Annotated in this window: 15 protein-coding genes; 7 read left to right on the top strand and 8 right to left on the bottom strand. The window is 60.9% G+C overall.

The features are described from left to right. Nucleotides 1-43: 43 nt before the first annotated feature. Both ACZ1HA_RS09110 and purB read right to left on the bottom strand, forming a co-directional pair. The gene (locus ACZ1HA_RS09110; protein ID WP_375230829.1) at nucleotides 44-559 is read right to left on the bottom strand and encodes a tetratricopeptide repeat protein; all 516 of its coding nucleotides are present in this window, start codon (nucleotides 557-559) and stop codon (nucleotides 44-46) included. Between the two features lie 368 nt (nucleotides 560-927). Then, nucleotides 928-2,232 (bottom strand): adenylosuccinate lyase, encoded by a 1,305-nt coding sequence (gene purB / locus ACZ1HA_RS09105; protein WP_472713611.1) that lies wholly within the window; start codon nucleotides 2,230-2,232, stop codon nucleotides 928-930. A gap of 86 nt (nucleotides 2,233-2,318) precedes the next feature. Between purB and ACZ1HA_RS09100 the strand changes: the two genes are divergently transcribed. The 3 genes from ACZ1HA_RS09100 to ACZ1HA_RS09090 all read left to right on the top strand — a co-directional run bounded on the left by ACZ1HA_RS09100 (nucleotide 2,319) and on the right by ACZ1HA_RS09090 (nucleotide 3,730). Continuing rightward, nucleotides 2,319-2,654: a hypothetical protein gene (locus tag ACZ1HA_RS09100; RefSeq protein ID WP_472713610.1), complete on the top strand. Its 336-nt coding sequence runs from the start codon at nucleotides 2,319-2,321 to the stop codon at nucleotides 2,652-2,654. Continuing rightward, a complete protein-coding gene (locus ACZ1HA_RS09095; protein ID WP_472713609.1) occupies nucleotides 2,644-3,051 on the top strand; it encodes a DUF6314 family protein in 408 nt (135 codons plus the stop codon). The genes ACZ1HA_RS09100 and ACZ1HA_RS09095 overlap by 11 nt, the downstream gene beginning before the upstream one ends. A gap of 73 nt (nucleotides 3,052-3,124) precedes the next feature. Then, complete coding sequence (locus tag ACZ1HA_RS09090) at nucleotides 3,125-3,730, top strand: biotin transporter BioY (RefSeq protein WP_472713608.1); 606 nt, start codon at nucleotides 3,125-3,127, stop codon at nucleotides 3,728-3,730. Between the two features lie 101 nt (nucleotides 3,731-3,831). On the opposite strand, the gene ACZ1HA_RS09085 is transcribed toward ACZ1HA_RS09090, so the two are convergent. Beyond that, nucleotides 3,832-5,046, bottom strand: coding sequence for a bifunctional alpha/beta hydrolase/OsmC family protein (locus ACZ1HA_RS09085; protein ID WP_472713607.1), 1,215 nt, complete (start codon nucleotides 5,044-5,046; stop codon nucleotides 3,832-3,834). A gap of 245 nt (nucleotides 5,047-5,291) precedes the next feature. On the opposite strand from ACZ1HA_RS09085, the gene ACZ1HA_RS09080 reads away from it, so the two are divergent. Together ACZ1HA_RS09080 and ACZ1HA_RS09075 are read left to right on the top strand one after the other, a co-directional pair. After that, nucleotides 5,292-5,621 carry a hypothetical protein gene (locus ACZ1HA_RS09080; RefSeq protein WP_472713606.1) on the top strand — a complete coding sequence of 110 codons (330 nt, stop codon included), beginning with the start codon at nucleotides 5,292-5,294 and terminating at the stop codon, nucleotides 5,619-5,621. Between the two features lie 19 nt (nucleotides 5,622-5,640). Beyond that, the gene (locus ACZ1HA_RS09075; protein ID WP_472713605.1) at nucleotides 5,641-6,201 is read left to right on the top strand and encodes a hypothetical protein; all 561 of its coding nucleotides are present in this window, start codon (nucleotides 5,641-5,643) and stop codon (nucleotides 6,199-6,201) included. A 7-nt stretch (nucleotides 6,202-6,208) separates the two neighbouring features. On the opposite strand, the gene ACZ1HA_RS09070 is transcribed toward ACZ1HA_RS09075, so the two are convergent. Next, nucleotides 6,209-7,093, bottom strand: a complete 885-nt coding sequence (locus ACZ1HA_RS09070; RefSeq protein ID WP_472713604.1) for a DMT family transporter — start codon at nucleotides 7,091-7,093, stop codon at nucleotides 6,209-6,211. A 248-nt stretch (nucleotides 7,094-7,341) separates the two neighbouring features. Continuing rightward, nucleotides 7,342-7,848 carry a VPLPA-CTERM sorting domain-containing protein gene (locus tag ACZ1HA_RS09065; RefSeq protein ID WP_472713603.1) on the bottom strand — a complete coding sequence of 169 codons (507 nt, stop codon included), beginning with the start codon at nucleotides 7,846-7,848 and terminating at the stop codon, nucleotides 7,342-7,344. Between the two features lie 926 nt (nucleotides 7,849-8,774). On the opposite strand from ACZ1HA_RS09065, the gene ACZ1HA_RS09060 reads away from it, so the two are divergent. Beyond that, nucleotides 8,775-9,581: a VPLPA-CTERM sorting domain-containing protein gene (locus tag ACZ1HA_RS09060; protein ID WP_472713602.1), complete on the top strand. Its 807-nt coding sequence runs from the start codon at nucleotides 8,775-8,777 to the stop codon at nucleotides 9,579-9,581. Nucleotides 9,582-9,650: 69 nt separating this feature from the next. Here ACZ1HA_RS09060 and dddP read toward each other — a convergent pair whose 3' ends face one another. Continuing rightward, nucleotides 9,651-10,991 (bottom strand): dimethylsulfonioproprionate lyase DddP, encoded by a 1,341-nt coding sequence (dddP, locus tag ACZ1HA_RS09055; protein WP_472713601.1) that lies wholly within the window; start codon nucleotides 10,989-10,991, stop codon nucleotides 9,651-9,653. A 136-nt stretch (nucleotides 10,992-11,127) separates the two neighbouring features. On the opposite strand from dddP, the gene ACZ1HA_RS09050 reads away from it, so the two are divergent. After that, nucleotides 11,128-11,874 carry a heme-dependent oxidative N-demethylase family protein gene (locus ACZ1HA_RS09050; protein ID WP_472713600.1) on the top strand — a complete coding sequence of 249 codons (747 nt, stop codon included), beginning with the start codon at nucleotides 11,128-11,130 and terminating at the stop codon, nucleotides 11,872-11,874. Here the strand turns inward: ACZ1HA_RS09050 and ACZ1HA_RS09045 are convergent. Together ACZ1HA_RS09045 and ACZ1HA_RS09040 are read right to left on the bottom strand one after the other, a co-directional pair. Beyond that, nucleotides 11,865-12,212: a YigZ family protein gene (locus ACZ1HA_RS09045; protein WP_472713599.1), complete on the bottom strand. Its 348-nt coding sequence runs from the start codon at nucleotides 12,210-12,212 to the stop codon at nucleotides 11,865-11,867. The genes ACZ1HA_RS09050 and ACZ1HA_RS09045 overlap by 10 nt on opposite strands. 73 nt (nucleotides 12,213-12,285) lie before the next feature. Further along, nucleotides 12,286-12,729 (bottom strand): glyoxalase superfamily protein, encoded by a 444-nt coding sequence (locus tag ACZ1HA_RS09040; protein ID WP_472713598.1) that lies wholly within the window; start codon nucleotides 12,727-12,729, stop codon nucleotides 12,286-12,288. Nucleotides 12,730-12,741: the final 12 nt, after the last annotated feature.

Here is a 12,741-nt window from a genome sequence, read left to right as displayed (position 1 = left end):
TCACAGACCGTTATGGCGGGCAAAGGTAAATATATGACTGAGATCAGTAGCTGTAAGTCTTGCCTGTCGCGATGGCGTTCCGCAGGGAGGTTTCGGCCCAGCTGCCGGTGCCGCCGTGGGCCCGGATCAGCTTCAGCTGTGCGACCGCTTCGGGAATACGGCCTTCTTCCACAAACCCCTGTCCCATGTAAGAGCGCGCCAGAATGTTCGCGGGATCGGCTGCGATGGCCTCTTCATAGAACATGTTCGCCACGTCAAGGTTACCCAGCTTGCGGTTCGTGAACCCCAGATAGGTCAGACGACCGGGATCGGCCGGATCCATCGTGTCAAGAACGCCCTGAGCATCCATGTAGCGGCCGGCATAGGCGAGCTGGCGGACCGTCTGATAGCGTTCATCGCGCTCCAGGCTGCTTTCCTGCGCATCAACGCATTTCTTTTTGTCTTTGTCATAGACCTGTGTCCCCTTGCAGGAGACCGTTGTCGGCTTCGGCTCGCTGCCACCGCCGGCGGCAAATGTGGCTGTTGGAAGGGCCAGTGCCACTGCAAGTAAAATTCTCATGTTAAATCGCTCCTCGTTACCATGTATTAACCAATCTAGAAGTGCTTCTTAATGAGTAAAGGCGCACCGCAGCGGTGCGCCTTCACATTTTCGCGTGGTGGCCGGATCAGCTGTTTATCGTCGTGGCGACACAAGTGCCTGATGCGTGATCATACACTGTGCCCTCTGCGCAGGACACAGCCTGCTTGCCATAACTGCAACCAGCCGCAAATGCGACCGCCGGAGTAAGGACGAGGGCCGCGGCGGCGACCAGAGTTCTGAACGTCATTGCGGTTCTCCTTTCGGACATGAATACCACCAAGAGTAGCAGGCATGCCCGACCGGTCAACAAAAATTGGGTTAACGGCGGTGTTTTGCGCGCCCTTTGCTCAGTCTTTGAACACCCGGGCAAAGATCGTGTCCACGTGTTTGGTGTGGTATCCGAGGTCGAATTTCTCTTCGATTTCGGCAGGGCTGAGCGCTTTGGTGACGTCCGGGTCTGCCAGCAGCTCTTCCTTGAAATCGGTGCGGTGTTCCCAGACCTTAAGCGCATTGCGCTGCACGTATGTATAGGCGTCTTCGCGGCTCACACCCGCTTGTGTCAGCGCCAGAAGAACCCGCTGGCTCATCACAAGGCCGGGGAATTTGTTCATGTTCTCCAGCATGTTTTCGGGGAAGATCAGCATCTTGTCGACAACGGAGGTCAGACGTGCGAGCGCGAAATCAAGCGTGATGGTGGCATCCGGGCCGATCATGCGCTCGACGGAGGAATGCGAGATATCGCGCTCATGCCAGAGCGCCACGTTCTCCATTGCGGGGATCACGGCGGCGCGGACCATGCGGGCCAGACCAGTCAGGTTCTCCGTCAGGACCGGGTTTTTCTTGTGCGGCATCGCAGAGGAGCCTTTCTGGCCCATCGAGAAAAATTCCGCACCTTCCAGCACCTCGGTGCGCTGCATGTGGCGGATTTCCACCGCGACGTTTTCGATGCTGCTCGCCACCACACCCAGTGCCGCAAAGAAGGCCGCATGCCGGTCACGGGGAATGACCTGGGTGCTGATCGGCTCCGGCGACAGGCCCAGTTTCGCACAGACGTGTTCCTCGACCGCAGGGTCGATATTGGCAAACGTGCCGACGGCCCCCGAAATGGCACCCGTGGCGATCTCGTCACGCGCGGCCTGCAGGCGGCTGAGGTTACGGTCCATTTCCGCATAAAAGCGGGCGAACGTGAGGCCCATGGTGGTGGGTTCGGCGTGAATGCCGTGGCTGCGGCCGATGCGGACTGTATCCTTGTGCTCGATCGCGCGGCGTTTCAGAGCGGCCAGCAGGCCCTTCATATCGTCGATCAGAATGTCTGCGGCGCGGGTCAGCTGGACATTGAAACAGGTGTCCAGCACGTCCGATGATGTCATGCCCTGATGGACAAAGCGCGCCTCTTCAGAGCCCACATGTTCGGCCAGGTGGGTCAGAAAGGCGATGACGTCGTGTTTGGTGACAGCCTCGATCTCGTCGATGCGGGCCACGTCAAATTCAACATCTTTTGCTTTCCAGACCGCGTCTGCGTTTTCCCGCGGGATCACGCCCAGATCGGCCATAGAATCGCAGGCGTGCGCCTCAATCTCGTACCAGATCCGGAACTTTGTCTCCGGGCTCCAGATGGCGACCATATCAGGGCGGGAATAGCGGGGGATCATGGGCAGCGTCCTTCATTTGCGATTGCGTCCGGGCTGAGGCGGCTCATAGACTGACGCGACATGCATCACAAGGCAGGAGCGGTGAAATGCGGGCAATATGGGGGGTGCTGCTGTGCTTTGCCGCAGGCAGTGCGGCGCTGGCGGAGGCATGGACCCCTTTGAATGGTGATGACGTCCGTGCCGCGCTGACCGACCGGAAACTGCAATACGCGAATGCCTGGCAGGAATTCCGGGCATCGGGCCGAACGCTGTACAATGCCGGTGCCGACAGCTGGGGCTACTGGCGGGTGGAGGGCGATCTTTACTGCAGCCAGTGGCCGCCATCCGACCTGTGGGCCTGTTATGCGCTGGAGCGCAGCGGCGATAAACTGCGGTTTGTGGGCAGGGGCGATGACATCACAGAGGCGGTCTATGCCGACTGAAGCGCGGGCCCTGCAGGATTTTCTGGGCCACTGGCTGCTGAGCAAGACCATCCGCCAGGCCTGTGGGCAAACGGCCGCGTTCGATGGTACCGCCAGCTGGACCGCGTCTCCTGACGGGGCGGTTTACACAGAGCGGGGCACGCTGAACCTTGCCGGTGCCGCACCGCTGACGGCCGAACGGCAGTACCGGTGGACCGATGCGCTGGATGTCTTTTTCGACGATGGCCGTTTTTTTCACCGTGTGCCTCCGCTTGGCGGGCGTGCCGCACACTGGTGCGATCCGGATCAGTATGAGGTCACGTACGACTTCGGGACGTGGCCGGTTTTTTCCGCACACTGGGTCGTGAAAGGTCCACGCAAGGACTACAGCATGGCGTGTTTCTACAAACCCGCGTGACAGATCGGGCCTTGCACTGGTGATGCAGGTGCGGCATTCAGGGACAGGATTTCGCAACAGGGGACAGACTTCCATGCAAACCACCGCCTCTCATTCCGTACTGGCAGAGAATTTCGGGCCGCGCTCGGGCACTGCGCGCCTTGTCAAGCAGGCCGTGCTGGTCGTGCTGGGGATTACCCTTCTGGCGATTGCCGCCAAAATCAAAGTACCGATGTGGCCGTCGCCCGTGCCGATCACGATGGGGACATTTGCCGTGTTGACCATTGGTGCGGCCTATGGCGCCCGTCTGGGTCTGGCCACGGTCGTCGGATACCTGCTGATCGGCGCGCTTGGGTATGATGTCTTTGCCGGGTCTTCAGCTGAAGCCGCGGGCCTGACCTATATGATGGGCGGCACTGGTGGTTATCTGCTGGGCTACGTTCTGGCCACGGTAACACTGGGTGTGCTGGCCGCGCGCGGCTGGGACCGGTCGGTGCTTCTGATGGCTGTGGCTATGCTGATCGGCAACGCCATGATCTATGCGCCGGGCCTTCTGTGGCTGGGTCAGCTTTATGGCTGGGACAAGCCGATTCTGGAATGGGGGCTGACACCCTTCCTGATCGGCGACGCGCTCAAGTTGGCGCTGGCCGCCCTGGTTCTGCCTGCGGTCTGGAAGCTGGTGGGCGACGCCCGCCGCTGAAGACACCGGCAACCTGTTAAATTGCGAGGCGCGCCCCTGACGGGACGCGCCTCATTTCTTTTCCGGGCGGCGGCTGTACCGTGAGCCGGAAGGCCCCGTGCTCAGTCCGCCATTTCGGTGATCACTGTGGAGCTCCGCTCCAGCGTGCGGTGCACCGGGCATTTGTCTGCGATCTCCAGTAGCCGTGCTTTCTGGGCCGCATCCAGCGGGCCGGTCACTGTGATACGCCGGTGCCAGGTGTCGATTTTGTCGCCAACGGAGGTGCGGGCATCCTGTGCGTGCACCTTGTCGTGGGTGACATCGACCGAGACACGCTCCAGCGGCCAGCCTTTCTGGCGGGCGTACATGCGCAGGGTCATCGTGGTGCAGGCGCCAAGCCCCGCAGAGAGGAGCCCGTAGGGCGACAGACCCTTGTTTGTGCCCCCGTAGGCCAGTGGCTCGTCCGCGACCAGATGATGGCCATCACCCGAGGTGATATCCGCTAGAAAACCGTCAGCGTCGGCTTCTGTGACCCGCAGCACGCCTTCGGGTGCGCCGGGCGGTGGTGCGGGGCGGCGCAGATCCAGATAGCGCCCGGCCCAGGTTGCGATCAGATCAGCGGCATATTCTGCGTCTTCGGCGCGGCTTACCAGGTGGTCTGCAGTGTCAAGCGTCACGAAGCTCTTGGGATGCTTTGCACCCAGAAAAATCTGGCTGGCATTGTCGATGCTGACGATGCTGTCGCGCGGGGCGTGCAGCACAAGAAGGGCCGCATTCAGCGCGGGCAGGGCATCTGTCAGCGCGCTGCCGGCCACGTCCTCCAGAAAGGTACGTCCGATCCGGAAAGGCCGGCCTCCCAGAGATACCTCCGCAGAGCCCTGAGCCTCGATCTCGGGCACAGCATCGGCGAAATTGTGGGTCACATGCCCGGGATCAAACGGCGCGCCGATGGTTGCCACGGCACGGATGTTGTCCAGTGCTGCCGCCGCTTTGATCACCGCAGCACCACCGAGCGAATGCCCGATGATCAGCGATGGCGCCATGCCTTTGTCTGTCAGCCACTGACTGGCCGCCAGCAGGTCCTGCACGTTTGAGGTGAAAGAGGTATTGGCGAATTCGCCTTCGGAGTGGCCGAGCCCGGTAAAATCAAAACGCAGAACCGCGATGCCGATGGCCGCCAGACGGGCCGAGATGCGCCTGGCCGCAGGGATATCCTTGCCGCAGGTGAAGCAATGCGCAAAGACCGCCGTTGCCACATGCGGGCCGTCAGGCAGATCGAGCCGTGCAGCAAGGGCCGACCCGTCGTGGCCGGCAAAAGTAATTCGTTCCGTTGGCATCTGGCAGCTCCTGTATGGACCCCCAGAGTGGGCTGTGTGCCTGCATCTGGCAAGACTTGTGACAATATTCTCACGCGCTCGTGCTGACTCCATGGCGCCGGGCGGCGTCACCTGAATGCCTCGCGCGGGATCACAGGCCTGTGTGGGGGCTTGTGTCATCGCGCGAACTGGACAGAATGCAGACGAAGCACCCCGCACCGGGTATCCGTCCGGTGCATCCGGGGTACGGGGCAGGAGGGCAGTGAATGCAGGGTTCGGGCAGGATCGTCCGTCGCAGGCTGGCGGCGGCTGTACTGGCAGGTGCGCTGATGACGACAGGGGCGCAGAGCGCCGGGGCAGATGAGTTCACATCTCCCGATGTTCTGATCCTGGGCGACAGCCAGATCTCCTTTGGTGCCGGTCATGCGTTTCTGGAATTTTTCTCTGATATCATGGCCAGCTGCACACCGGACCGGCGCGAAAAGAAAGCGCTGAAGAAGCTTGGCGCCATGCAGGTCGGTGTGATCGGCGTGCGTTCCACCTCGATCCATTCCTGGGTAGCGCGCGGCGGAGCTGCCAAGGATTCTGATCTGTGAGGTCGACAAGAAATGGAAAGTGAACGCTGGCAGCTACGGTGTTCTGAACACAACGAAAAACCAGTTCGTCCAGATGGGGCAGGGGCGGAATTATCAGGTCTGTGAACCCGGCAAATCTGCCTTTGAGGCGATGTTCGGGCCGGATTACTATGACCCCAGTCTGCTGATCCTGACATTCCTGGGCAATTCGGCGAAACGCTGGGCAGAGAACCCTGATCTGGCGCTGCGGGATGTGCGTCAGCTTGAGAAGCACCTGCCCAACGATCTGCCCTGCGTCTTCATGACGACCGCACCTGCGCATACCAAAAAGGTTGAAAAGCAAAGACTTGCAGCCCAGGCCAATATCAAACGTGCCTTTGCAGAAACGGGCAACCGTTGTACTTTTGTCGAAGGGTCGACCCCTGCGACGATCAAAGCGAACCAGAGCAACAAAACGTTCTTCCGCCGCCACAAAGACGGGCGGGTCAAAGACCCCTACCACCCGAACAAAAAGGGTGCCCGCAACACGCTGCAGCTGGAAATGGACAATATCTGCGAAGCTATTTTCACCGCGCTGGAGCCGGACCGGCCACCGTCCTGATCCCCTGTCAGGCGCGTGCTGATCCGCCGCGCCACATGATGAAAAGCCCTGCCAGTACAATCAGTGCGGACCCTGCGATCATTGCGGCAGACAGGCTTTCGCCGAAGAAAACCACCCCCAGCGCAATGCCAAAAAGCAAGCGGGTGTAACGGAACGGGGTCACCGCAGAAACTTCGCCGGTGCGCATGGCTTTCATCAGCGCCGTATAGGCCAGAACGCCGCAGAGAACTGCGAGACCAAGGCAGGCCGCAGCCTCCGCGCCCGGCACCTGAAAGGTTCGGCCTTCCCAGGCGGCGTAGAGGGCGCCGGCAATCACGATGGCGAGGAAGCCGTAGACGCCCAGAATGTCGGTGCTGAGACGGGCAGGTGCGGCCCGGCTTGCAAGGTCGCGTCCGGCGAAGCCGAGCATGCCAAGTACGGCAAGCATCGACAGCATCGAGAAGCTGTCAGCGCCGGGCTGTATGATCACCATAACGCCTCCGAGGCCCAGAAAAATGGCGACCCAGCGCCGCCATCCGACAGTTTCGCCAAAAAACAGTGCGGCGCCCGCGACAACCACAATGGGTGTGGCCTGCAGGATAACCGTGGCCGACGACAGGGGGGTCAGCGCAATTGCCAGGACATAAAACAGGCGGCCCGTGATCTCGAACAGCATGCGGATCCGCATTGGCTTTGACACTACGTCGGGCGACCAGAGTGCTGCGCCGTTTCGCCTGGCCAGGCCTGCAAACACCAGCGCGCCGCCGAGGCCGAACAGGACCAGGATTTCCCAGACAGGGAGCGTCCTGGCCGCTCCCTTGAGCAGAGCATCCTCTGCGGCGAATGCAGCCATCGCGGCAATCATCCAGAGACTGCCGGTCAGATTGGCGTGGCTGTTGCTGGTCTGGGTCACGGGGGCTTCCACGGTCTGGCCGGCGTACGGCCATTTATTCACCCGTTGCATACAGCGGGCGGCGGATGTGAGCCACATCTAAAAGATCATGGTGGGGGGTGGTGTCTCAGGGTACCCGTTATGTGGGCGGTCAGCGGCGCCAGGTGCAGGTTCCGAAAGTCAGGTGCAGGTCATGAAAAGTGTCGGGCAAAACAAGAAAGGCCCGCGCAGCCTTTGCCGCGCAGGCCCCTTTTTTAAAGCGTTCTGAATTACCTGGAGCGACGGCGCATCAGGCCGATACCGGCGAGACCAGACGCCAGCAGCAGCATGCTGGCCGGCAGCGGGATGGCCGAGATTTCCACACTCAGCGCACCGCGGTTATCGCGGTAATTACTGTCGGCAAAAAACACGTTGATCGCGCTGCCCATGCCGGTGATCAGCGTGGAGTAAACGTTGTCGGAACGGAACGCGCCGAAGTCAACATCAGCGCCGTCGATGCCAACGCCGATTTCACGGGACCCTACGCCAGTGAGCGGGACGAGCGGGTCAGAACCGAGATTGAAAAACTCGGCGTCGGCCACGTGGCGGGAGGCATTCCGGCCGATGGAAAAAGTCCCGGAGACCGTGACGCGGTACTGCTGACCCAGTTCGAGAACGATATTGGAATCGGTGCCCGCGCTGGTCGTCACATCGAGGTCGAACGCGTCAACGGTGCTGGCAGAGGCGCCGGTGGAGATGAACACTGCCGCAGCAGCGATAATGAGCGATCTTATCAAGGGGTTATCCTTTTCTTTAATCGTACACGGATTTCCCTGCGCCGGAGTTAACGGAGGGCGGAATTAACCATGTCTGGGTAGCCGCCGAGCATGTCCGGAATGTGGCAGCGCTGCGAAAAGGTTGTGACGCGGGGCGGTGCCGGATGGGGCCCCGGGGCTGCCAGACGGGCAGATACCCAAAGGTGAAGAGAGCGTGCGCACCGACCCCGGAACGGGTTACGGTGATACGTGCGGCTGCGCCATAAAAACAAGGGAAATAGGCCGTCGGTATGACGTCGGTTTCACGTCGGTATTACGTCGGTGCGCGGCGCACGGTGGGACAGGGGGTTGGTAAGGGGTTGGCTTGGGGATGACACGGGAGGGAAGCGCAGATAGCAAATCTGCAAATTGCTCAAGCGGGATCGGCCTATACCCGCGCTTCGCCCGACAAGCCGATCGCTTCAATGGCACCGGTCAAAGCGGGCATGGAGGCGCATAGGCCGCAAAGAACGGCATGGGCTGAACCGGACATTTTTGCAAAGCGCAGCATTCGGCAATATGGGGTCATCCGGTTGTTATGATTGTGCGGCGCATTTGCGATGCAGGCACAGCCGATGAGAAAACCTGCAGGGCTGATGTACGCCGCAGGTTCATGGATGTCGTCGCCTCACAAGACGGGGCGATTGCCGGGGAAACGATCCGGCGGATCACCGAACTCTAAACCGTGGAGCAATAGACGCGGGGCTAATCGCCTGACGCGCTTCTTTGTAGCTCAAAGACAGTTAACGATCCTGGTTGCCAATATTCTGATTGACACCGATCAGGGTAGAGGATTACGCTAAATCCCGAATTTTGTTTAATTTTTTTGGGGGTATTATGAACAAATCGCTTTATGGGCTGGCCGTGGCCGGTCTTTTTTTGTTACTCAGGCCAGTGCTGCAACAGTGGTGCAGACATTGACTGTCAGCCAGGACCCTGAGGCCGAGCTGCAACTGGAAAACCAGTCCATAACCTTTGGTCAAAACTCCAAAGATGGAGAGGCTGGTGAAAACCCTGATATCGAGAGATTTAACCTTAAGAAGTTCGATTCCGCGCTTGGCACCCTGAACTCTGCAATCTGGACTGTTAAGGCCACGTTAGACTTTGACACGAACAATTCTGCTGTTTGTGCATCCATTGCGGCTGGATTTTGCCAGTCAGATATGGACACAAGGTTCAGGGTTTATACGACGATGGGGACGTTGCCCAATGGCTTCAATCGATTGGATATACCCTTCGATAAATGGTACACGATCAATGATTTGCGCGAGGGTGGTTCAGCGGCGGGTTGCCTGTTTGAAGCAATCGGAGAAGCCACGATCGGGCTTGGCAGTCCGGATTGTATCAAGTCGGTAGATAGGTTTGTTGAAGACACTGTAGTGTACGATGACCCTGGATTGGCCGCCTACATCTATGACGGTGTGGAAACAACGACTGTGCCAGGTGTCGGGCCGGATGAAGTTCAGTTTTACCTGAACACGAATTTTGAAATTGACAGTACTCTGACCTGCACGATCATAGGCGTTGGTGTGGGGTATTGTCAGGGAAATGCCAAAGCGTCTGCGTTGGTGACAGCAGAAGTTGAGCTGACCTATGATTACACGCCGCATCAAGAGCCTACGCCAGTTCCCCTGCCGGCTGGTTTTCCTTTGCTTTTGGGCGGTTTGGTTGGTCTTGGTGCTCTGGCTCGGAAGCGACGCGCAACGAACGTCTGACATCGAAAGCAGGTTAACCGATCAGATGCCGCGCCTTACCGATCCGGGTGGGGCGCGTCCAGCACCCCACTACCGCCCCATCAACGCGTCATCAAACGGGTAGGTGGTCAGGCGCTCGTAGCCATCCTCTGTAATAATCACCTGATCCTCCAGTTTGATCGAAAAGTCTCCGCCTTCTTCGCCCACAAGGGCTTCTACACACAGGCACATGCCGGGCTCCAGCGGGTAGTCGTAGGCACCTTCGACCGCCATATCAGGGTAGGCCACGAGTGGCCATTCATCGCAGAGGCCGACGCCGTGCATCAGGCAGCCGTATTTGAGTTTCTGGAACTGCGGGTCCAGCACATGGGTGTTCGCCGACAGTTCGGGGATCATGACGCCTGGTTTCAGCATTTCCATGTTGGTCATGATGTGTTCGACGCCGTGCTGCATGGCGTATATCATGTCGGGGCGCGGTTTGTCCGGCCCGATCCACCAGCTGCGCGAAATGTCGGTGCAGATGCCGTAGGGGCCCACGAGGTCGGTGTCGAAGGAGATGATTTCGTTGGGCTGGCAGATGCGGGGGCCGCACTCCTGGAACCAGGGGTTGGTGCGGGGGCCTGAGGCGAGCAGGCGGGTTTCGATCCATTCGCCGCCGCGGCGGACGTTTTCGGCGTGCAGAATGGCCCAGATATCATCCTCGCAGGTGACGCCGTCGCCGACGTTTTCCCGCGTGAAGTCCTCCATGAGGCGCACGGCGGTCTCGCAGGCGTGGCTGGAGCAGCGCATGGCGCGGATCTCGTCGGGGCCTTTGACCGAGCGGGCCTTTTCGGTGACTTCCTCGCCGTCCATGACCTCGAAGCCCTGAGCCTCGAGCGCGCGCAGGCCGTGCAGCATGATCTTGTCACAGGCGAGGCGTTTCAGGCCGGGCGCGTGTTCGGCCAGCAGCACGCGGATTTCATTGGACAGGCTGTCTGCGGCTACGTCGACCTTGTCACCGCGGTCAAAGTAAAAGAGGTCGGCGCCGGAGCGCTGTTCGCGCACCAGGGGGTTGAATTTGCTTAAGAAAGGCGAGTTCTTGTAGTCCCACATCACCATGTAGCCGTCGGCACAGAGCAGCACGGCACGGAAGGGATTGTGGGTGTTCCACAGCTGCATGTTGGTGCTGTCGGTGGCGTAGCGGATGTTGAGCGGGTCGGTCATCAGCAGGCCGGCGTAGCCGCGTGCCACGATGTGGTCGGTCAGGCGGCGGTGGCGGAAGGCGCGCATGCGTTCGAGGTTCGGCAGTTCGAGGCCGGCGGCTTCCCATTCACGGAACGCCAGCTGCGTGGGTCCGATTTCCACGCGGTCCATATCATTGGGGCTGCCGTCGCCCAGCGTGGCCCCGCGGTTCGGGTCGATTTTGCGCGTGTCGCGGTAATGCGTGTTCATGGTGCGCTCCTTCTGCGGTCAGTCTGAGTGAAAAAAACCGGGGGCGTTTTTCTGTTACCGACCAGGGGGGTGTCGTTTTTCGCAGGCACTGCGGGGGCGGATTGTCAGGGCGGGGGCGGATTGGCAGGGTGTGTGCATGGATTCTGTGCTTCAGAAAGTGCTGCCTGCAGAGATGCGTGCGGACGGACGGGTGCCGGGTGTGGCCCCGCTGGGGGCGGCAGACTGGCTGCGTGTGGATGAGGCCTATGCGGGGCAGATGGCGCAGAAGCGGGCGCGTCTGGCGGAGTGGCGGGACGATGTGCTGTTTGAAAGCGCGCGCGCCGGCGAGGCGGCCCGCGAAGTGCTGCGCGAGGCGCTGGCGGTTCTGCCGGGGCTGGGGTTCCGCGTTGAGGGCAGCCGGGTGACCTGTCCGGACGGGGCCGTGGTGGATACGGGCGCGGACAGCCCGCTGGCCGTGCTGGGTCAGCTTGTCCAGGAAGACATCTGCATTCTGCAGAAAGAGGGTGATGAGCATATGCTGACCGGTGCGGTCCTGTGTTTTCCGGCAGGCTGGACGCTGGCGGAAAAAGCCGGCCGGCCGCTGACCCGAATACATGTGCCGGTCGCCTCCTATGACGCAGGCATCGCCGCGCGGGTGCAGCGCCTCTTTGACGGGGTGCAGCCGGGCCGGCCACTCTGGCGTAACAACTGGCTGCGCTATGACAGCGCGGAGCTGTACCAGCCCTTCAGCGAGACCGATCCGCCGCGCGCCCCGGTCAATCCGGATACGGCACCGTATGTGCGGGCCGAACGGCAGTGCATCCTGCGCCTCGCCACCAGCCGGGCGGTCATCTTTTCGATCCACACCTGGGTGGTACCTGCGGCGGCTGCCGCTCAGAGCTGATCGAGGTAGATGCGTACCGCGTCCTGAACATGCCGGAACCGGTCACCGCCAAGATGTTTGCCGCCGAACCAGCGGGTGACAATGATCAGATGATTGCGCAGGTCTTCGCGCTCGAGCATGCGCAGAATGACCATGCCGGCACCGCTCTCGCCATCGTCATTTTTGAGAGGGCCGTCATCCGTCAGCAGCGCCCAGGTGTTATGCGTGGCCTTTGCGAACTTCTTTTTCCGGCACAGATCACGGACCAGCGCGCGGGCTTCCGCAGCGCAGGTGCAGGGCGCACCCGACACCGCGTATTTTGACCCGCGGTCTTTGATGATGTTGTCCAGTGTGATCACCGGCCCGTGCTATCTGCCGGGCCGGTGGGCTGCAAGGGGCGGGCGGGCTCCGTCAGAGCCCTGACGGCCATCGTCATCCGGCCGACCAGTGATCGGCCAGAACGACATGGGGCACACCATCCGAGGTTTTCTGCGGACTGCGCCCGGTCGCATCAATGACCGCCGTGACCTGCCGGCGCAGGGCGGAGAACTGCTCTGAACTGACCACATCGACCGGCGCATCGAAGCGCAGCACCAGACGCCAGTAGCCCTGGGAGCGGCGCTCGGCCGCTTTGACAACGCCGGTAAACCGGTGTCCCAGATAACGGCCGGACACCTGCTGACCGGGGCTGTACCCCTTTGTGGGGGCCGTTCCGGCCCGGGCGGAGAGCGTGTTCCAGTCGCGTGCGCCCCACTGATGGGCCACAGCTTCGAGCGCCTGGGAATGCGATACGGTGGTGCCGTCTGCGGCGAGCTTTTGCCGCAACCGTTTTGCCTGCGCTTTGAGCGCATCCCGTGAGGGGAGAGAGATATCCATTTTTCTGTCCTC

It is taken from the genome of Roseobacter sp. S87 (assembly GCF_055693285.1).
The sequence above is the reverse complement of the archived record's forward strand: the minus strand, read 5'-3'. Positions and strand labels throughout refer to the sequence as shown.

What these genes read in the sequence shown, in the direction of transcription:
- ACZ1HA_RS09100 (WP_472713610.1), top strand. Translation starts at nt 2,319, where the DNA reads ATGCGGGCAATATGGGGGGTGCTGCTGTGCTTTGCCGCAGGCAGTGCG.
- dddP (WP_472713601.1), bottom strand. Translation starts at nt 10,991, where the DNA reads ATGAACACGCATTACCGCGACACGCGCAAAATCGACCCGAACCGCGGG.
- ACZ1HA_RS09095 (WP_472713609.1), top strand. Translation starts at nt 2,644, where the DNA reads ATGCCGACTGAAGCGCGGGCCCTGCAGGATTTTCTGGGCCACTGGCTG.
- ACZ1HA_RS09110 (WP_375230829.1), bottom strand. Translation starts at nt 559, where the DNA reads ATGAGAATTTTACTTGCAGTGGCACTGGCCCTTCCAACAGCCACATTT.
- purB (WP_472713611.1), bottom strand. Translation starts at nt 2,232, where the DNA reads ATGATCCCCCGCTATTCCCGCCCTGATATGGTCGCCATCTGGAGCCCG.
- ACZ1HA_RS09085 (WP_472713607.1), bottom strand. Translation starts at nt 5,046, where the DNA reads ATGCCAACGGAACGAATTACTTTTGCCGGCCACGACGGGTCGGCCCTT.
- ACZ1HA_RS09080 (WP_472713606.1), top strand. Translation starts at nt 5,292, where the DNA reads ATGCAGGGTTCGGGCAGGATCGTCCGTCGCAGGCTGGCGGCGGCTGTA.
- ACZ1HA_RS09040 (WP_472713598.1), bottom strand. Translation starts at nt 12,729, where the DNA reads ATGGATATCTCTCTCCCCTCACGGGATGCGCTCAAAGCGCAGGCAAAA.
- ACZ1HA_RS09050 (WP_472713600.1), top strand. Translation starts at nt 11,128, where the DNA reads ATGGATTCTGTGCTTCAGAAAGTGCTGCCTGCAGAGATGCGTGCGGAC.
- ACZ1HA_RS09090 (WP_472713608.1), top strand. Translation starts at nt 3,125, where the DNA reads ATGCAAACCACCGCCTCTCATTCCGTACTGGCAGAGAATTTCGGGCCG.